Origin of the sequence: Rothia sp. HMSC069C10 (genome assembly GCF_001812205.1) — a bacterium.
GTDB lineage: Bacteria > Actinomycetota > Actinomycetes > Actinomycetales > Micrococcaceae > Rothia > Rothia mucilaginosa.
The window spans coordinates 159,682-179,250 of sequence record NZ_KV808301.1; the positions used below are offsets into that span (position 1 = coordinate 159,682).

At 62.2% G+C, this 19,569-nt stretch carries 12 protein-coding genes; all 12 read left to right on the plus strand.

Annotated elements, in window-relative coordinates; genetic code table 11:
* The first annotated feature begins 41 nt into the window (after positions 1-41).
* Complete coding sequence (gene gap / locus HMPREF2842_RS05640) at positions 42-1,046, plus strand: type I glyceraldehyde-3-phosphate dehydrogenase (protein WP_070643224.1); 1,005 nt, start codon at positions 42-44, stop codon at positions 1,044-1,046.
* Between the two features lie 342 nt (positions 1,047-1,388).
* The gene (pgk, locus tag HMPREF2842_RS05645; RefSeq protein ID WP_049353121.1) at positions 1,389-2,612 is read left to right on the plus strand and encodes a phosphoglycerate kinase; all 1,224 of its coding nucleotides are present in this window, start codon (positions 1,389-1,391) and stop codon (positions 2,610-2,612) included.
* 438 nt (positions 2,613-3,050) lie between these two features.
* Positions 3,051-3,641 (plus strand): DUF6318 family protein, encoded by a 591-nt coding sequence (locus HMPREF2842_RS05650; RefSeq protein ID WP_070643226.1) that lies wholly within the window; start codon positions 3,051-3,053, stop codon positions 3,639-3,641.
* Positions 3,642-3,657: 16 nt separating this feature from the next.
* On the plus strand, positions 3,658-4,509 hold the full coding sequence (locus tag HMPREF2842_RS05655) for a DUF6318 family protein (RefSeq protein ID WP_070643229.1): 852 nt from the start codon (positions 3,658-3,660) through the stop codon (positions 4,507-4,509).
* A gap of 259 nt (positions 4,510-4,768) precedes the next feature.
* Positions 4,769-5,545, plus strand: a complete 777-nt coding sequence (gene tpiA, locus HMPREF2842_RS05660; protein ID WP_070634090.1) for a triose-phosphate isomerase — start codon at positions 4,769-4,771, stop codon at positions 5,543-5,545.
* Between the two features lie 232 nt (positions 5,546-5,777).
* Positions 5,778-6,263: a hypothetical protein gene (locus HMPREF2842_RS05665; RefSeq protein ID WP_246823209.1), complete on the plus strand. Its 486-nt coding sequence runs from the start codon at positions 5,778-5,780 to the stop codon at positions 6,261-6,263.
* A 108-nt stretch (positions 6,264-6,371) separates the two neighbouring features.
* The gene (gene secG, locus HMPREF2842_RS05670; RefSeq protein ID WP_005506130.1) at positions 6,372-6,629 is read left to right on the plus strand and encodes a preprotein translocase subunit SecG; all 258 of its coding nucleotides are present in this window, start codon (positions 6,372-6,374) and stop codon (positions 6,627-6,629) included.
* 189 nt (positions 6,630-6,818) lie between these two features.
* Positions 6,819-8,228 (plus strand): SWIM zinc finger family protein, encoded by a 1,410-nt coding sequence (locus HMPREF2842_RS05675; protein WP_049341296.1) that lies wholly within the window; start codon positions 6,819-6,821, stop codon positions 8,226-8,228.
* 69 nt (positions 8,229-8,297) lie between these two features.
* Positions 8,298-11,063, plus strand: a complete 2,766-nt coding sequence (locus tag HMPREF2842_RS05680) for a DUF6493 family protein (RefSeq protein WP_070643231.1) — start codon at positions 8,298-8,300, stop codon at positions 11,061-11,063.
* 78 nt (positions 11,064-11,141) lie between these two features.
* Complete coding sequence (locus HMPREF2842_RS05685; RefSeq protein ID WP_070643233.1) at positions 11,142-14,057, plus strand: endonuclease; 2,916 nt, start codon at positions 11,142-11,144, stop codon at positions 14,055-14,057.
* Entirely contained in the window at positions 14,050-16,428 is a 2,379-nt protein-coding gene (locus HMPREF2842_RS05690; RefSeq protein ID WP_246823210.1) for a DUF7825 domain-containing protein, read from the plus strand. Before HMPREF2842_RS05685 ends, HMPREF2842_RS05690 begins: the two co-directional genes overlap by 8 nt.
* Positions 16,429-16,901: 473 nt before the next feature.
* Positions 16,902-19,535: a TerD family protein gene (locus HMPREF2842_RS05695; protein WP_070643236.1), complete on the plus strand. Its 2,634-nt coding sequence runs from the start codon at positions 16,902-16,904 to the stop codon at positions 19,533-19,535.
* The last annotated feature ends 34 nt before the right edge of the window (positions 19,536-19,569 follow it).

Sequence of the window (19,569 nt, forward strand, 5' to 3'; positions counted from 1 at the left end):
TTTGTACACCGCCACCAACGCACTGACAAGGAGATACTCCAGTGACTGTACGCGTAGCAATCAACGGCTTCGGCCGCATCGGCCGCACCTTCTTCCGCGCAGCTCAGACCGAGGGCGTCGGCTTCGAGATCGTCGCAATCAACGACCTCACCGATGTTGAGACCCTGGCACACCTGCTCAAGTACGACTCCATTATGGGTCGCTTCGGCGCAGAGGTCGAGGTCAAGGAAGGCGCGCTGGTTGTTGACGGCAAGGAAATCAAGATCCTCGCTGAGCGTGACCCCCAGAACCTCCCCTGGAAGGACCTGGGCGTTGACGTAGTCCTCGAGTCCACCGGTTTCTTCACCGAAGGCAGCAAGGCAAAGGCACACATCGAGGCTGGCGCTAAGAAGGTTATCCTCTCCGCTCCCGGTAAGAACATCGACGGCACCTTCGTCATGGGCGTGAACGACGACCAGTACGATGCAGCTAACCACCACATCGTCTCCAACGCATCCTGTACCACCAACTGCCTCGCTCCGATGGCTAAGGTCCTGAACGACGCATTCGGCATCAAGCAGGGTCTGATGACCACCATCCACGCATACACCGCTGACCAGCGTCTGCAGGATGCTCCCCACCGCGACCTGCGCCGTGCACGCGCAGCAGCTGTGAACATGGTCCCCACCTCCACCGGTGCAGCAGCAGCTGTTGGCCTGGTTCTGCCCGACCTGAAGGGTAAGCTGGACGGCTTCGCAGTCCGCGTTCCCACCATCACCGGCTCCATCACCGACCTGACCTTCACCGCTGAGCGCGAGGTCACCGTTGAGGAAGTCAACGCAGCAGTCAAGGCAGCAGCTGAGGGCCCCATGAAGGGCATCATCAAGTACAACGAGGATCCCATCGTGTCCAAGGACATCGAGGGTGAGCCCATCTCCACCGTCTTCGACGCACCGCTGACCAAGGTCATCGGCGACCAGGTGAAGGTTATCGCTTGGTACGACAACGAGTACGGCTACGTTGCACGCCTCGTGATGTTCACCAACAAGGTTGTGGCATCCCTCTAAGCCCCAATAGGCTTGCGACGCTCATCAAGTGTAAGCGTCACCCCGCGTAACTAACGCATAGTGAACCCCGGCACCACCGCATCAAGCGGGGGAGTCGGGGTTTGCTGTACCAAGACCCTGTGTAAGGGTCTTAATAAAACCCCAAAAACGTATAAACATACTATTTTCCGTCGCCCTTTTTGGGTCAAAAATACCGTAAGAAAATAGCTGATAGAGAGTGTGAATATCCGCGATATTCTGCGGAGAAACACCATCTAAAAACTATTTACTAGGCTGTCAATCACCCTAATGTTCGGTATGATGGAAACGGTATATAAACCCACCTATCCAGGAGGAATTCCTATGGCTAAGGCACTGTCCGAACTGCTCGAAGAAGGCGTCGCAGGCCGCCACGTTCTCGTCCGTTCCGACCTGAACGTACCCCTGAAGGACGGCGTTGTCACCGACGATGGCCGCGTCCGCGCATCCCTGCCCGTCATTGAGAAGCTCGCCAAGGCTGGCGCACGCGTTATCGTGACCGCGCACCTGGGCCGCCCCAAGGGCAAGGTTGACCCCCAGTACTCCATCGCACCGGCAGCTGCACGCCTGGCTGAGCTGGCATCCGTGCCCGTGAAGGTTGCAACCGACCTGGTAGGCGAGGACGCAAAGGCTAAGGCAGCAGCCCTGGCTGACGGCGAAGTTCTGGTCGTTGAGAACGTCCGCTACGACGCACGCGAAACCTCCAAGGATGACGCAGAGCGCGGCGAGTTCGCTGACGAGCTGGTCGCACTGACCGGCGAGAACGGCGCATACGTGAACGACGCATTCGGTGCGGTTCACCGCAAGCACGCTTCCGTCTACGACGTTGCTAAGCGTCTGCCCGCATACCTGGGTGACCTGGTGAAGAAGGAAGTTGACGTTCTGGCTAAGACCCTGAACGACCCCGAGCGTCCCTTCGTTGTGGTCATGGGTGGCGCTAAGGTTTCCGACAAGCTCGCCGTGATTGACAACCTGATCGGTAAGGCTGACACCATCCTCATTGGTGGCGGCATGGGCTACACCTTCGCATACGCACAGGGCTACGAGGTTGGCCAGTCGCTGCTGGAGAAGGACCAGGTCGACAACGTTCTGCGTTACCTGAAGGAAGCTCCCGAGAAGGGCACCGAGATCATCACCGCAGTGGATGTTGTCTGGGCTGACGCATTCTCCGCTGACGCTAACACCGAGATTCGCCCGATTGAGGACCTGACCGGCGGCAAGCTGGGCGCAGAGGCTGAGGGCCTGGATATTGGCCCCAAGACCGCTGAGATTTTCGCTGAGAAGATCAAGGGCGCAAAGACCATCTTCTGGAACGGCCCCGTTGGCGTGTTCGAGATTGCTCCCTTCGCTGAGGGTACCCGCGCAGTGGCTCAGGCTATCGTTGAGTCTGACGCGTTCTCCATCATTGGTGGTGGCGACTCCGCTTCTGCAGTCCGTAACCTGGGCTTCAAGGATGAGCAGTTCGGCCACATCTCCACCGGTGGTGGCGCTTCCCTCGAGTACATTGAGGGTAAGACCCTGCCCGGCCTGGAGGCACTGGGCGCCTAATCTGGGTGCACAGATTTAGTACACGGTTTTAGTGTAGGGAACCCCCGTCGGGGCGGTACTTCGGTACCGTTCCGGCGGGGGTTTCTGCATGCCCGCTCATGCCCGGATAGTCCTGCGCGGGCAGGGGGCGGGGCTGTTTCCTGGCTATATGCTGTGGATTCCCTGGGTTTGGTGACTCTAACCGGGAGGGATAGAGGTAGCTTTACTAGACTAGAAATGTAGAGGTTCCCGGCGCTCACTGGGCGGTACCCATACGGTTACTGCGGGGGAGCGAAGCAGGGGGCGCACGCACCTCCACAGGCAAACAAATACAGACAAGCGAATACAGGCGGGCGAAGACGCCCAGATGCTGAACCCAACCGCCCCGAGCAGCCCAGAACCACCTCGGCAGCTCGTGAAAACGGCAACTAATGCACATCGAATCCAAGGAGGGAAAGAATGACCGTCAACGCTCAAGCGCTCTTTGACGAAAAAGACTACACCGGAACATACCCGTACGTTGCCGATGGCGTGATTGGGCCCTACACACCCGCAAACCGGGACCACCCCGCCTACTCGGCACCCGCCCCGGGCGTGAGGTACACGCCGAATGCTTACAAGGTGTCAAACCTGCGCCCCTACCTGGGCTACTACTACGCCTGCCAAAACTACATGATTCTCGCCTCCGAACCGGCAGTTCTGCGGATCGACAATATCAGCGAAGAAATGTTCTTCCCCGCCATTCAGGACCTCTACGAAGAGGGTAAAGGCTGGGTCATCACGCCTGCCTCTAAGGTTCTGACCATGAACCTTCTGGAGGGGCAGCCGCGCCTCATCGACGAGACGCTAAAAATTGTGGAATGGAACGTGCGGTTCGATATTCTTCCCGAAGCTCAGGTCTACCGCAAAGACACAAACCAGGTGTACCCCATCACCGATTTTGATACGCGCGGCCTGATCCGAGACGGCGCAATACACGGGACTCTACGTACACAATTCACGAATGAGTGGAGGCCCGTCCAATTCATCCCAGAAAATAGTTTGAGCTAGGGGAGGGGAGAGCAACATGACGAATAACTTTGGTGGACCCGGATACGGCGGACCCGGATACAACGAGCAACGAGCGCTCATGAGGTCTATGATTTCTCGCGCCAAGTTTATACGAGCGGGCGTGTTCGCCGGTGCCGCCCTCGTCGCGATAGGTTTTGGCTGGGGCACTAAACTGCTCAATGGGACAGGCTCGGAGTCCCAGGCCGATAAGAAGCGTGACCAGGAATTTGTACGCCTGGAACCCACGGAGAAGTACGATGAGCTCCGTACCTTGGGGCCTTCCTCCGGGCCTCTCGTCTATACGGCGTTTGAGCGTAAGGGGCGCTTCATTCCTGCCACCGAGGCGCAGGCGGCGCAGAACGTGCCGTACCCTATTCAACAGCCCGGAATGGATAACTACGACCGCGCTGGCCTGTACGCGTTCTTGGCGTACTACTTCGCGTCGATGAATTACTTCTACCACACGGGCGATACGGAGCCTCTTTCTAAGGTCACGGACCCGGAAAAGGTGCTGCACCCCGAAATTCTTCGCCTGTACAGGGAGAAGCGCGGGTGGGTTATTTCGGCTGATAAGAATGTGCTGAGCGCCAATGTTGCTGATGATTTTATCGCGGGTGAAAAGGCTAAAAATACGAGCCGAAAAATCCTGGTGAGCACCCTGTACACGACTAAGGCTAAGGACCTTGCGTTTTACGTTAAGGAGACGGGGGAGAAGCAAGATATCCGCAAATATTTGAAGTATCTGGGGCGTTTCTCGCTGGCTGTGGAGCATCTGCGTGGGCAGTGGGTGATTGTGGTTGACCGCGACGGCTACAGCAACCGCAACACCTATGAGCCGATCTACCCGCAAGGATTCGGGCAGCTGTAGATTCTCTAGAAACCGAGGAAGTGCATCCGCAGGGGAAGCCACCATGAGGCTTCCCCTGCACCCGTTTAAATGGCTACAGAACCCGCAAAACGGCAAGGGTCGAAAGAAACCGATGAACGCGGGGTGAGAATAGTCAAGGCACAGCATAAAACCGCGCCGAACCAGTGAAAATATGCCGCCAACCCTCTAAAATAGAAAAGGAAAATTCCGAACAACAACCCCGCCCGGCATACCGTGCGGGAAAGCTAAGGAGCGAACTATGTCGCGTAAGCCCCTCATCGCAGGCAACTGGAAGATGAACCTCAACCACGCAGAGGCAGTCACCCTCGTCCAGAAGCTCGCATGGACCCTCGACGACGCAAACTTCAACTTCTCCGCAACCGAAGTAGCCGTCTTCCCGCCCTTCACCGACATCCGCTCCGTGCAGACCCTCGTCGAAGGCGACAAGCTGGACATCCTCTACGGCGGCCAGGACCTCTCCGTCCACGACTCCGGTGCATACACCGGCGAAATCTCCGGCGCATTCCTCTCCAAGCTCGGCGCAACCTTCGTGCTCGTCGGCCACTCCGAGCGCCGCACCTACCACCACGAAAGCGACGAGCTGTGCGCAGCAAAGGTCCAGGCAGCTTACAAGCACGGCCTGACCCCCGTCCTCTGCGTCGGTGAGCCCCTCGAAATCCGCGAAGCAGGCACCCACGTCGAGTACACCCTCGAGCAGCTGCGCGGCTCCATCGCAGGTCTGACCGCAGAGCAGGCAGAGACCCTGGTTGTTGCCTACGAGCCCGTCTGGGCAATCGGCACCGGCAAGGTCGCAACCGCAGACGACGCACAGGAAATGTCCGCAGCAATCCGCGCAGAAATCGCTAAGCTCTACTCCGCAGACGTTGCAGAGAAGGTCCGCGTTCTCTACGGCGGCTCCGTCAAGTCCTCCTCCGCACCCTCCATCATGGGCAAGGAAGATGTGGACGGCGTGCTCGTCGGCGGCGCATCCCTGCAGGCTGACGAGTTCGCAGCAATCGCACGCTTCGACGCATAAAACCCCGACGCACCACAGCGTCTCATAGCGTTACAGCGCCCGGCGGGTACCCACCCGACCGGGCGCTGAACCATTTAACCGCCACCGGAGATAGCAGTGGGATGTACGAGGCGGGCGTAAGAGCCGGGTGCATGAGTCAGGCGTAAGAGGAGGGTGTATGAGGCGGGGGAGAAGAGCCGGGCGCGTTCGCCCCTAACCGCAAAACCCGCCCAGAATACGCCGACCCCGCGGTTTGCCCCGTACACTTAACGGCATGTTCAGCTTTGGTTTTTCCCTGGTCATCGCGGCCCTCGTCGGCATGATCCTCTACAGCTACCTGCGCAACCGCAAAGTGAGTGCCCCGCGCCTACCCGGCAACGACGGTGGCAACATCGGCTACGCGGGCGGCGCAGAATACCAGGAACCCTCGCCTGAATACCAGTACTTCGAGAGCCGCCGAGAAGCATTCCTCGACCAGCTCTACAGCCGCACCTCCTCACCGGAAATCCCCGTCACCCTCACCCTGCGCGACTGGGTAGACCAGGGCTTCTACGCTGAAGGAGGCGCCTACTGGGCAGCCGCGCAGCAGTTCACCTACTACCTCATCGACGGCGGATACGTGCGCGCCTACGACACCGAAGGCGACGAACTCACCGCCCAGCGTGTGCTCACCGACCGCCCCGCAGCACTGCAGCTGACCCCCAGCGAATACCAGCGCCGCAGCAACCGCGCCGCGTAAAAAGCCGCCTCAACGTGACCGAATGGCGGCTGTAGCGTATAGTTAAACCCGTCTGTCTGCACCCCGCAGCCCAGGCACTCCACCAGAAGACAACGAAGGAAGGTCCCCATGGACGTCATCATGAACGTACTCATGGTCATCATCGCCATCACCAGCGTGATCGCAGTGATGCTTGTGCTGCTCAACCGCGGTCAGGGCGGCGGCCTCTCCGACATGTTCGGCGGCGGTATGACCAACTCCCTGAACTCCTCCGGTATGGCATCCAAGAACCTGATCCGCCTGACCGTCACCGTGATCGTCATCTGGGTTATCGCAGTGGTCCTGTACGGCCTGGCAATGCGCTTCAACGGCCAGATTGTCGTCTAGCCAGCCTCTAAACCAGAGCCCACGCCCACCCCATTGAGGGTGAGCCAATAGAGCTTCTCCCCGGCACTTCTCAACCGAGAATGCCGGGGATTTTTTATGCACCAAACGGCAATGACGAAAGCGGTAGCGGGGCGCGAATCTTTCCGGCATGATAGGACGTATACACCACATACGAAAGGCAAAGAAGCCATGAGCGCCTACACCCTCGACTACACGTACACCGCACCGTCAGCCCTCATCGACGGCGCCGACTCCCGCGCGCTCAGCCTCGCCACCAGCGGCGGCAGCACCCCCGAAGGTGCCGCCTCCCACCCGTACTTCTTCTCCGGGTTCCTCGAACGAGCAGACGTCTACGCCACCGCGCTACTGGTCGTCGCCAGGGTCGCCCGCACCCGCTTCTACGTGCCGCCCAGCTCCCTCGCCGGAGCCCTACGTGCCGCAGACCCCGTCGTCACCAGCACCGCCGAAGGCCTACGCTTCGAATCGTTCAGCGCCTGCTGCGGAGTGTACGCGCGCCTCGACGTTGACTCCAGCGCACTCGACGCCAGCCACAGTGCCGTAGGCGTCACCAACGTAGACGTCAACCCGCCCCTGCGCGCCGCGCTCGCCTCCCTCAGGGCAGGGGAGCCCATTCACCTGAATGTCGGTGACGACGGGCTGCTCACCACCACCCTTGACGGCTCCGTCATGGAAGAAAAAGTGCCGCTGCCCATCCGCTGGCTCAAGGGCTTTGCAGAAACGCAGATGCTCTCATCCCGCATGAGCCCCGTGCACAGCCTGGACGCTGCCGCCGCCCGAACCTTCATCCACTCCCTGCCGCGTAACTCCAGCACCAAGGCGGTCCTGTGGGCGACCCGCGCGGTGCGTTCCCTGCGGCTTGCCACCCGCGCCACCGCCGGATCCGTATGCGTGGCGGGCCCCGAGCGTCTGCGCGTGCTTGAGCCGCTCATCCGCCACATTCAGCGCCTGGACGCATACAGTGAGCCCGTGACCGCCGGTAACGCGCCCGTGCCCAGCGTGTGGGTGGCGCACCTGCCCGGCGCACGCCTGAGCATTGGTTTGAGCCCCGAAAAGTCACGCGGGTTCTCCGGTGAGGGATCCGTGCTGCAGGCGCTGTCTAACCCGAACACCGCCCAGAACGCTGACATGCTCAGCGTGCTGCTCTCCTTCGAGCCGCGCATTGACGTGCCCGTCATGTCTGCCCGCGCAGGCCTGGACGAGGCGGCAACCCGCGACGCCCTCGCCCTGCTGGCTTCCTCCGGTCAGGTTGGTTTTGACGCGCACGCTGGCGAGTATTTCCACCGCCCGCTGCCCGTGCATCCGGAGGCGCTGACCGCTATGCACCCGCGTCTAGTCGGTGCGAAGAAGCTTGCCGACTCCGGCGCTATTGAGCGGGTCGGGGCGGGGGAGCACGGCACCGGCGAGTACAGTGTGCGCAGCGGCGAGAACACGTACACCGTGATGCTGCCCGCCGACCCGTACGCCGTGGAGGGGTACCTATGCTCCTGCCCCTGGTGGTTGAAGTACCGCGGTACGCGCGGCCCCTGCAAGCACGCTCTGGGGGTCAGTATTCTCTACCGCGAACACGCCGCCGACTAGACACACCACGCACCGCACTAAAAGACGACGCCCCAAAAGCTCGCCTCAGCTTCCACCCGAAAGACCACCATGAACGCACGCCCCGAAACGCACACCTTCCCCGAAGGGGTCATCACCGAGCCGCTCCCCGGTGAAGTCATCCACCCGCTCCGCAAGCAACAGAAAACCTGGAGCGGAATCATGCACTTCAACCGCAACCTCGCCAACATCCTGGCGGTCGGCGGCACCCTCGAGCAGATTTACCGCCGCTGGCAGTACTTTGACATTATCAGCACCCCGTTCGGCTCCGAGGTCGGCAAAAATAAGCCCGGAACCGTCACGCAGGACCGCGTTAAAGCCTACGCAGAGTTCGGCTGGTTCACCGGAAGTGTTGCCATGCGCCTAGCTGAGCTCTACGGCGGGGCGCGCCTCGAACACAATGAGGAATACTACACTGCCCTCATCAACTGCGACCGCGAGCTGATTCTCCCGCTACTGCGCGAGGACGAACAGCTCCGCGAAGAACTCATCTGGGGCATGCTCGCCGTCGAAGGTAACCGGAACGTATCCCTCACCCAGCGCGACTCCTACAAGCCCGGGCAGAAGGAGAACAACCCCGGCTGGTCGTGCGCCCTCATCGAAGCCTCCGAAACCGGGCTGATTAGCCGTGACCGCCTGATTGACGCGCTCCTGAGCTCCCTCATGAGCGACTTTCCGGCGTACCGCGTTGGCTGGTTCTCACGACTGGTCACCGGTCTCAAACTCACCGCCGAAGAAATTGCGGCACGTCAGAGCGAATTTCTGACGCTTTTCTCCTCGCCCATCGGCCCGAGCGTAACCCTCGGCGTGCAGCATATTCACCGCCTCTGGAGCAAAAACCCGCAGGCGCTGGACGCTGCCGCATTCGCCTACGCGGCACCCGCCGTGTGCGCCGGAACCAAAGCGAACGCACTCAAAATCCTGAACATGCTCCAGGCGCTGTACCGGGAGGGCGCCCTCGACGCTGCCGCCTGCGAAGATGCGGTCGTCATGGCGCTCAGCCACACCCACGCGCAGGTTCAAGCCGCCGCCCTCAAACACCTCGAAGAATGGGTGCAGGCGGGTGCCGCAGACAATGCGAGCGCCGACGCTATCGTGTTCGCCGAGCGTGCCCGCGAGCTCTACCGCGACTACCGCTCCCAGCTGGATCCGCTCGTTGTGGCGCAGATTCAGGGCTCGCCGCTCCTCGAAGATGGGTACAGCCCGGAGAATAGCCGGGGGAGCGGCACGGAAGACGCAGCCCTCACTGAAGCTGCTGACATTGAGGCCGCCGCCGCGGAGGTGCTCGCCGCCTCCCGCACCGCAATCCACCGGTACTGGGACACCCCCGTGCGCCCCGTGACCGCATCTGACGTGCAAGAACGCGCCCGCGCAATCCTGCACCATCAGGTCGCACCCTGCGCCGCCCCCGACACTCTCAACGAAGCGGACCAGCCCGAAACGCACGCCGGATGCGAGCTGGAGCTGGAACTGCTCACCGCCTACCTGCTCAGCACCGAAGGCACCGCGCAGAGCCCGAACCTGCTCGAACAGCTTGTTCCTATCTGCCTGAAAAAGCTGAACCACTGGGGCCTGGAATGGTTCGAAATGCGCGCGCATTTGACGGTTCTTGCCGCCGCCGGGAAGCTGCGTGAGCGCCCGAAGGCATCGGAGATGACCCCGAAGGAAGACCCCGGTACGGTGCCGAACCTGCACACCATGTACTCCCGCCACGCCGCGTTCTTCAGCACCGGATTCAAGGATGCCCTCGGTGCGCTGCAGAGCAGGCAGAGCTACACCCCGCTCGCCACCCCTGAGCTGCTTGGCGGGTGGGTGCATCCGGATACCCTGGTGCGCCGGTACGCCAAGAACCTGGCTGATGGAACCCCGATCCTGCGCCATGATTTCACGGCGGTGCTACTGCGTGTGCGTGTGCCGGAGGTGCTGCCTCCATACGCTACCGACGAGCAGCGGCAGGACGCACAGAGCCGCCGTGCCGAGGCGCTGACCCTGCTTGGAAGCCTCGAAGACCAATATGTGAAGAACGCTCAGGAGGACGCTCCGCGCTCTGCCCCTACACAGATCCGCGTGCTCCGCTCCGCCCTCGACGGCACCCTCGCCACCGGGCGCATCAACCCCTACCTGGAATCCATCACGGTATCCCAGAGGGAGAAAAGCTGGGGCCTTCAGCTGAACGGAGTGGCGCACGGCGCATCCACCCCCGAGCTGAATGCTTTCCGGGGCCTCGCCACCGCCCACCACGACGAAGAAGGACAGTACGCCCTGCTCTACCCCTCACAGGCAGAACCGCTGGCGTACTACTGCGCTAGCAGCAACTGGTACATCTTGGATCACAGCGCCTTCGACCGGAGCCTGTATTTGGCGTTGGCGGCGCACCCCGGCGTGTGGGGTCCCGCATGCGCCTTCGTGTTTGCCGCGGGATTCTCGGAGCAGCGCGTCGAGATTCGTTCCCTCGCCGTGGAAATCATGCACCGCGTGCTGGATGACCAGCTCAGCCTCGAGGATGCCACCGCAGGCTTCGTGAACTTTGTGCCGCTGGCGATGCTGAACCGTTGGGCGCTCGCCCTCACCGACTTCGCCCAGCTGGATGCGCGGGCGGCGGTGCGCTTCTTCGCGCGCCTCATACCGCACCTGGATACCGGTGCGAACTCACTCGGTAAGCTGCTGGGCGCTTTCAGCCAGGCGTTGGCGACCCTCGACCCTGCCACCCGTGCGCAGCTCGTGGATGAGCCGCTGCGTGCCTGGTTGGGTACGCTGACCGGTTCTTCGCAGAAGGCGCGGTACGCCCGGAATATCCTCAAGCAGGTGCAGGGCTAACCGCCCCGCCCGCACCCGTTCAACGCTTCCGTTCAACTCTTCACAACCATTCACCATCAACTCCGAAAGCAGGTACCAATGACTGATACCGCCCAGCCGCATAACCCCAGCGAGCGCACCCTCGAAGAGCGCCGCACCGCCCTCAAGGCCCTCATGGCGGCAGAATCAACTGACGTGCAGGAATACCACGCCGTCATCACCGGCACCACCGAGGAGGAACGCGCCTCCCTCGCCCGAACCCTCACCCCCAGGAGCGTCATCGGTAGCGACCATATTAACCGCACCCCGCTCGCCGCGTACGTTGCCGGGGCGCTCGTGCGCACCCCCGACGGCGACCCGTGGGAATATCACCGTTCCGCCGGTCGCGCCATGCGCACCCTGCTCTGGGAGGGGCGCCCGGATCAGCAGCTGATTGATGCGTTCCTGCTCGGCGCCACCGAACGACCCGACGAGTGGATTCTGCGTTTCATTGAGGGGTTGCCCAACTCCTGGGCGCGCTCGAAGAAAATTTGGGAAACCTGCTATACGCTGCTTCGCGCCCGCAACCTGAGCTGCGAGGCCCCCGAATACCTGGTTCTTTTCCTGCACGAGGCCCTGCCCTGCGTGAAGAAGGGCAGCGCGAGCAATCACGCCCAGCTCAAGACCTTCTTTACCCGTGACATGACCCTGCTCGACCAGGAATTCTGGGCGGTCTTCCGCACCGAGGGGGTGCTCTTCAAGGGCTACGGCAACTACATGGGTGAAAGCGCGGAACTGTGCCGCCTCATGGGCGAATACTTCGACATTCGCGACGAGATTCTGGACGCCCTGCTACGCGGCCTGACCAGCGATTTCAGCGCATTCAACTCGGCTGCGTTCCACTCCGTCTACACCGACCTGCAGCCCACCGACGCAGAAAACCGGGCACGCTTCGGGCAGCTCATGGCTGTCCTCACCGCGGAACCCAGCGCCTCCGTCGGATTCGCTCAGACCATGCTGCAGAACGTGCTCAAAGCCTGCGCACCCGCCGCCCTGCAGAAGACCCCCGACCTGCAGCCCCTCGAACAGGTCGACCTGGAACAGCTCATCGACGCACTCGGCGCGAACCTCTACCGCACCGAAAAGAAGATTCAGCGCGGCGCCCTGCGCCTGCTCAAGCTCATCGCCACCCAGTACGCCGGTTTGAGCAAAGCCAAGCGTAAGAAGGCGCAAACCGCCGAGCAGCTGGCGCTCGCCAACTACGTTGCCGACCGCGTCCTCGAAGCCTACGAGGTGCTGCCCCTGGAACTGCGCGGTGCCGCTGAAGCCTGCCTGCCCGAAGACCGCCTGCCCGAAGACCGCCTGCCCATGGCGGAAGAGGCGGAGGCGGCGGGCGCCTCCGTAGAGGTGCCGCCGGTGCTGTTGCCCGGCACCCCGCACCATGAGCCGTTCACCCCGATTACGGACGTGAACGAGTTCTGCGCCCTGCTGATTGAGGAATCGAACACCCATCTCGGTCAAATCATGGGGGCCGAACTCCCCGTTGCGAGGGGAGAGAACCTGGCTCGTCTTTACCACTTTGCCGCGACCGGCAAGCTTGCACCGGCGGATCAGCAGCAGCTTCGTACCCTGCTCAAGATTGCCCGCGAATATTACTACAACAACGTTACGTGTATGCCTGCCCTCTGCGCCGTGTTGGATACTAACGCCGAGGCCATGGGATGCAATTCCTGGGAGCTACCCGAGCTGACGCCGCTCCTGCAGTATTCCGACCGTAGTGAGATGGTCGCACGAGCTCGCCCGAGTAACGCGCTCCTGAGCAAGGAAGAGATGATACGTCTGACTATTCAGAATAAACACCATCTCTGGAATGCTGACTATAAGCCGTTGAAGGGTTACCGTGACCTCTATGAGATCTTCCGGGAACAGATGCGTGCCGTCGCCGCCGGGGGAGAGTACCACACGAAAGGACGCACGGTGCGTCTGCTGAGCGCACCACTACCCGCCCGTCAGCTTACCTACAGTGACTGGACTTATCGCACTGTTTCTGGCCTGGATATGCCCTGGAGCGGCTTCAACCGTGGTCTCGACAATGATCGAGTCTGGGAATACCAGGAGGCCAGCAGGTCGGGTCGTCTTCGCGAGGCCGGTTTCGAAAACTTTAACGTTGAGGAATTCGTGAAGTACCAGCCCATGTGGCAGGTCAAGGGTGACATCGTGGATACCGTGGATGAGGCACGCGAGGCGCTGAGCCGCGCAACCGCTGGCATGAGCCCCGAGGAAGCCATCGCCTACGAAGCTCTTAACACCGCCTTGATTCCCTTCGTGTACCTACTGAATCTCGATAGCGTCGATGGGTGGCGGGGCGACTATATTATCGTGCTCACCGAGTGGGCGTCCTGGCTGCTTCAGAACAACCCGGACCTGCTCTCGGCATACTTCCTGTTCGCCGCTTCGCAGTGCATTGAGGAGAAGACCATAACCCCCGTCCCCGTGCTGATGCGCGCGCTGAGGGATTCCACCGTGCAGGTGGGCGCCCCGACCTGCACCCTGCTCGGCTATGTGGCGAGCGCGAAGAACCCTGAGTACCGTCTGGCGGCGGCAGAGGCCATTGCGGCACTCTTTGAGGCGGGCCTGCTGGATACAGGAACCTTCGCAGAGACCCTGAAGTGGGCGTTGGAGGACGGGATGGTCCTTGCGAACCGCCTGGTGGCGACCCTTCGTGAGGTGTCGGGCATCGGTGTTCTGGCGGGTTGGCGTGTGCTGCAGGTTCTGCGTCTGCTCCTGCCGATGGTTGGTGGGCTGACGAAGGGCGGCGACTATGTGCGCCTGGCGGTGGAGCTTGCCGAACTGTACGGCACGCCGGTCGAAATTCCCGCCGAGCTGGAGCCGAAAATGAAGGGATCCACCGTGCTGGCGAAGAGCTTGCGTGCCCTGGCTGCGGTGACCCCGCGCGTCACTGAGGAGGCGCTTGCCGCCCGCGAGGCCGCGCTCGCCCTGCTCGAGTCAGGCTCTGAGGAAGCCCAGCGTGGCTGAGAAGACGTGGAGTGCCGAATACCTGCAGGAGTTTCTGTGGCGTATTGTGCCGGGTCGTTCCATGCGTTCTATGGATGATGAGGCGATTGCCGAATTCTTGAGGGAGCATCCGGAACACTGGGAAAAAATCTGGGCGCTGTTTACCGTGGAGGGTGCCATGCCCTCGAATGGTTTTGCGATCTGGTTTATTTATGATGCTCAGCTGACCATCTGCGGTCATGATTTGCTGGTGTATTTGGCGGAGCGTTTTCCGCAGTATCGCGCCCGGATTGAGGAGGAGTGCGTTCAGGCGTCGCTACGTGATTATGCGCCGCAGAACGCCCGCGTTTTCTCGCGTGCCTTTGAGGTGCTGACGGCTGTCCCGAAGGGTCTGCGGGGTGCTGAACGTAAGCAGGCTTTGGCGGAGCAGGCGCAATCCTATGCTCGGCACGGTACGCTAATTCCGGCGTTGTTGGCTTCGCCGGTGGCGACCACGGCTGCTGTGGGTGCGCAGATGCTGCAGAGTGTTCTGCAAGTCTGCGCGCCATCTGGCGGTTCTGCCCCTGCCGGTCTGCTGCCGCTGACTGCTGGTGAGCTTCAAGCCCTGGTGGCGGAGGCGCTACCTGCCGCCGCGCAGTTGCTGTTCCGGCGTGAGAAGAAGCTGATGACTGCCGGTTTGAAGGTGCTTGAGTTGAGTGTCCGGGCGGTACCGGAACGTGCCGGGGAGGTGTCTGCTTACGCGCAGGATGCTGTGGAGGTTCTTCCTCTGGAGCTCAAGGACCGCGCCCAGAAGCTGTGCCCTGGCACTGTGTCCAGCCAACCCGGCTCGATTCAGCCTGGTTCGATTCAACCCAGTCCGATTCAGCCCGCCTCAGATCAGCCGCCCCATAGCGTGCAGATCCCGGATGTCTCTTCCCTTGGGCTCTCAGCCGCTGAGCTGAACAACGCCCTCAGAGCAACGCCGCAGGCTGGGTGCGCCTCCGAAGCCACCCGTGATGCTATTCTCGACGACCGGGACTGCGAGGAGCTACTGTTCGCCCTCTACCACCTCAACGAGAGGGAGCAGTCTGTCCGCCGCATCCCGGCGCTGCTGGCCTACCTGCACCGGGCGCATCAGGAGGGGCGGATCATTGAGTTCAGTCCTGTTTTTCAGAAGCACCTGCGCCGCTACCTGAGTCGTGCCTGGCATGACGGTCGCGACCAGTTGCGGTATCTGGCGTACCGTCTGCTGGTCCAGCATGTGCACGCCTCAGACCCCGCGGCGGTAGCGGAGCATGTGGGGCGTTTTCAGCCTTCTGATTTTTACTTTAGGGGGTACCCGCGGAAGGGTAGCGAATATTGGGCGTACCGGTCGCCGACGGCACTATTCCACGAGCAGCTTCGCGTTGCGTTCGGGGATCAGCCCTATAGCAGCGAGGGCGCGGCTGGGCAGGGTTTTGCGCCTCTGCTGGCTGAGCCGTTGCCTGCGGTGGAGCGCTCTTTTGAGCGTACGGTGATTCGTTTCAAGTCGTACCGTGAGGCGTTTCCGAAGGTTCTGCGTGGTGAGTATGAGGTGAATGATTCCACCTACGAGCTGTGGCAGGTGCCGGGGGAGGAACCCGCTACGGAACGGAGCACGTTCACGGCGGCGGCGTACACGGTGGCTGGTGCTTGCGCGGAGTATCCGGGGCGTTCCCTGGAACATACCGAGGTGCCGTCTGTTGCCCTGGTATGTGGCTGGTACGCCTGGGCGATGCGCCACAACCCGGACCTTCTGGCGGCGCAGTATAAGCCGCTGCTGAGCGTGTATCAGTTCTCCCGCCTTCACGGTTTTGAGGAGGTTCTGCAGGCGCTCGGTGCTGCTGAGCGTGCTCTGGGTGTGCCGTCGTATAACTTCCTGGCGTGGGCTTCTGTGGTGCACGCCGCGGAGCGTCGCGCATTGGCGGCGGAGACGATTGCATCCCTCATAGACCGCGGCAACTGGGACGCGCGCCTTTTCGCCAGCGAGCTCGGGTACCTTCTGGAACACGGCTGGTTCGGGGTGAATCGTCTAGTGCAGACGTTGAACGATGCCGCTTCGCTGAGCCCTTTGGCGGGGTGGTCTGTCTTCCAGACGGTGCGCCAAATCCTTCCGTTAGTTCCGCAGGTGAGGCAGGGTGCCCCCATCGTGAAGCTGGCGGTGGAGCTTGCCGAACTGTACGGCACGCCGGTTGAGATTCCCGCCGAGCTGGAACCGAAGATGAAGGGCTCCACGGTGCTGGCGAAGAGCCTGCGCGCTCTGGCGGCGGTGACCCCGCGCGTGACTGAGGAGGCGCTTGCCGCCCGCAAAGCCGCGCTCACCCTGCTGGGTGGAGAAACCTCGAGCGGAGACACCTCGGGCGGAGGCACCTCACCGGCAGGCACTGAAGGGTAGATCACGGTAGGGGAGTCATAGGGGAGCACCCCGTAACTGCGCCGCCGTATCTGCCCCCCCCCTACGCGCGCAACCCTGTGTACCCAACCTCGTGCACGAAACCTCGTGCACCCAACCGCACTCACCGCCCCGTGACGAAACGGCTTGACCACCGTCGCGGGGCGGGAGTACTCTATAGGTAATGGCGGATCATGAAGAGTCCTACTTTCTGAAATATCTTTTTCTTATATTTGTCGGATTCTTCGCTTCCCGCCATTTTTCTTTTAACCGCCGTTCCCACCGCGATGACGGGGCGCAGATGACTGGCGAGCCCCGCACGGAATGACGTAACCGCCTGTTTCCCGGCGAATACGCACCCCCGCAGGTCACCGATGACCAAACGCAACGACAACCCGCGCCCACGCCGCTACGATAAGAACATAAACACACCACCGACGGTGACAGTCGGGTGAGACCAACGGAAAGGACGACCCGTGACTACCCCCTACGACGCATCCCCCTACCTGCAGGAATCACCCTACCTCAACGAATCCGCATACCTTCACGGCGAAGCGCCCGAAGGCCTCAGCCCCCTCGTGCGCCTCATCCTGATGCGCCGCTACGGCGTGTACGTCTTCACCGACCTGTACGGCCCCTACTACCGCTCGAACTACTCGAGCATTAATGAGCGGCACCAGGCCGGTGTATTCGACACCGACCTGGGGCGAGTGTCCGCCCTGAGCAATTGCGGTCTGACCCTCAGCGAGGAATCCCTCGCCCAGGCGTTGAAGGTCAGCACCAACGAATTTGCCCTGTTCTTGACCATCTGGTCCTACGAGTACGGGTACCGCCCCGGCCGCGTGTTCCGCCGCGACTTTGATTTGCGCGCCCTGACGCTCACCGAGGAGCAGCGCTACACCGAGCAGATCATGCACTACCTCTCCAACCCGTACTACAACCCGGACGGCACGGAGCGCATCGTTGGCGGTCTGCCCGAGAACTACGTGCCCTACGAGTGGCAGCAGCCGCTGAGCCGCACCAACCTCATCGGTATGGAACGCAACCGCCGACCCCTGCAGATGGTCAGCGGCGTGCAGAACGCCCTAATCATGGCGGGTGCCCTCTACCAGCAGCTGCTCGGCCAGCAGCAGGTATACAACCAGACCGACCAGCGCGACCTGGTGGCGCTGCGCCGCTTCCTCGCCCAGCATGACGCCCTGCCAGCTGCCCGACCGGAGAACACCAGCCGCGAGAACCGCGTGTTCATCGCCGCATGCCTGCACCCCGAAGACGCTGAGCACTTGTACACCATGAAGGAGGCGCTCGCCCTCGCCGCCGCCTACTCGCGCCTGCGGTTCAACGGCACGGTGGGCGACCTGAGCCTGAGCCGCGCCCCGCGCCTGAAGTTACGCCGTAGCGAACGCACCCGCATCGCACACCTGCTCAACCGCATCATTGAAGCTGACCCGGTCGGTGCCCGCTACGACAGCGCGCCCGCAGCTGAAATGTACAAGCGCCTCGTCAAGGCGATTCACCCCGGAGACTACCCCTCGCTGACCGCGCTGAGCCGCTGGGCTGACGACCTGTACCGCGGTGAGGTGTACAGCTTCGAGTCGCTGGTGGACCGCGCCTACGCAACCCGGGATGCGCAGAACGTGGCTCGCCTGCTCTCCACCCGCCCGGGCGTTTTTGCGCGCCAGCTGGTGCGCGCCCTGACCGCTTTCGAGGCGCCGCGCTACGGCATTGACACCGCCCCGAGCCCCGGCCAGCAGGTCATCTTTGACGCGTTTGCCGCCGTGGCGCCGCGCGTTTCCGCGCCCATCCTGGTTCAGATTCGTAACCTGGTGACCCTGCAGCGTAACGCGCTCGCGAACCCGCCGAAGGAACGCCCCGCCAACCCGGTGGCGGTGCAGGAGGACCGGGAGCTCGCTGACAACGCGCGCCGCAACCCGGAGGGCGTCGCGAGGGTTCAGAACATCATGCAGAACGCGGGCATCCCGAACCCGCTGGGTTCGTTCTTTGGGGATAATTCCGGTCCGGAGAACCCGCTACCGTCCATTCCGGTCGGTTCCGAGAGCCCCGCGAGCCAGCGCGAGGAGCGCCGCAAGGCATCAGCTCAGAAGGATCAGCCTGCCGCCCCGCAGCGCATGAACCTGTCCAAGACCGGCATCGCCACCATGATTCCGGCGCGCGAGTACAGCCCGGCGGTGCTGGACCTGCTGGAACGCCTGGTTGAGATTGGTCTGTCCGGCCGCCTTGCCGAGACCAGCATCTACCTGCCCGAGCAGGTGGGGGACATGGTCATGCCGCTGAACACCCGCAGCGCCCGCCCCTCCCTGGACGGTATGGGCCGCTACAACACCTCGACGGTGCACCTGCCGCCCACCGGCGTGATCCGCCTCTTCTGCTTCTGGGATGAGGGCGTGGACATTGACCTGTCGCTGATGATGTTCGACGCCGAAGGCAACTACATGGACAAGATCAGCTACTGGTCGCAGACCGTGAAGAACAGCCAGGGCGCCATTTACGCGCACCATTCGGGTGACATTACCGACGGTACCGGTGGCGCCTGGGAGTACATCGACATTGAGGCTCGCAAGGCGCTCAAGGCGGAGGTGTGCTACCTCGTGCCGGTGGTGCAGCTGTACTCCGGCTTCGGGGAGGCACGCACCCTGGCCGCGGTGAACGACCTGCAGGCGGGCTTCATGGTGGTTCCCGCCGTGGGTGTGGGTGAGGTGCACGAGGTGAGCCAGGTGCACACCAAGTTCACCTTGCGCGCTGAGAGCCGCGGTGTGCTGCCGTTCATCGTGGATCTGCAGAACCGCGACCCGTACGACATCCCGGAGGAGACCGACGCCATCGTGAAGGTGACGGATATTGGTCTTGCCCACGGTATTAACGTGTTGCAGTCTGGCGCGAACATCACTGCCGTGCGTGAGCACTTTGACTGGGCGCAGCCTATGACGGTGCGCGAGTACCTGCAGCTGACCGGCGCGAAGCTCGCCCCGACCGCTGAGGAGGCGCAGCAGGTGCTGGAGGCGACGGTTCCGTCGTTGGCGGCACTGTACGTGGGCTTCGAGGCGGACGACTCGGAGGAGCCGCAGAGTCCTGCCGCCCCTGAGAAGTAGCGCGCGGCATAGAAAAGGGTGGAGCCCCGGATAG

Bases quoted from the DNA above. Each gene is read 5' to 3' on its own strand.
- HMPREF2842_RS05655 (WP_070643229.1), top strand. From the start codon at position 3,658: ATGACGAATAACTTTGGTGGACCCGGATACGGCGGACCCGGATACAAC.
- HMPREF2842_RS05680 (WP_070643231.1), top strand. From the start codon at position 8,298: ATGAACGCACGCCCCGAAACGCACACCTTCCCCGAAGGGGTCATCACC.
- pgk (WP_049353121.1), top strand. From the start codon at position 1,389: ATGGCTAAGGCACTGTCCGAACTGCTCGAAGAAGGCGTCGCAGGCCGC.
- HMPREF2842_RS05675 (WP_049341296.1), top strand. From the start codon at position 6,819: ATGAGCGCCTACACCCTCGACTACACGTACACCGCACCGTCAGCCCTC.
- HMPREF2842_RS05650 (WP_070643226.1), top strand. From the start codon at position 3,051: ATGACCGTCAACGCTCAAGCGCTCTTTGACGAAAAAGACTACACCGGA.
- HMPREF2842_RS05685 (WP_070643233.1), top strand. From the start codon at position 11,142: ATGACTGATACCGCCCAGCCGCATAACCCCAGCGAGCGCACCCTCGAA.
- secG (WP_005506130.1), top strand. From the start codon at position 6,372: ATGGACGTCATCATGAACGTACTCATGGTCATCATCGCCATCACCAGC.
- tpiA (WP_070634090.1), top strand. From the start codon at position 4,769: ATGTCGCGTAAGCCCCTCATCGCAGGCAACTGGAAGATGAACCTCAAC.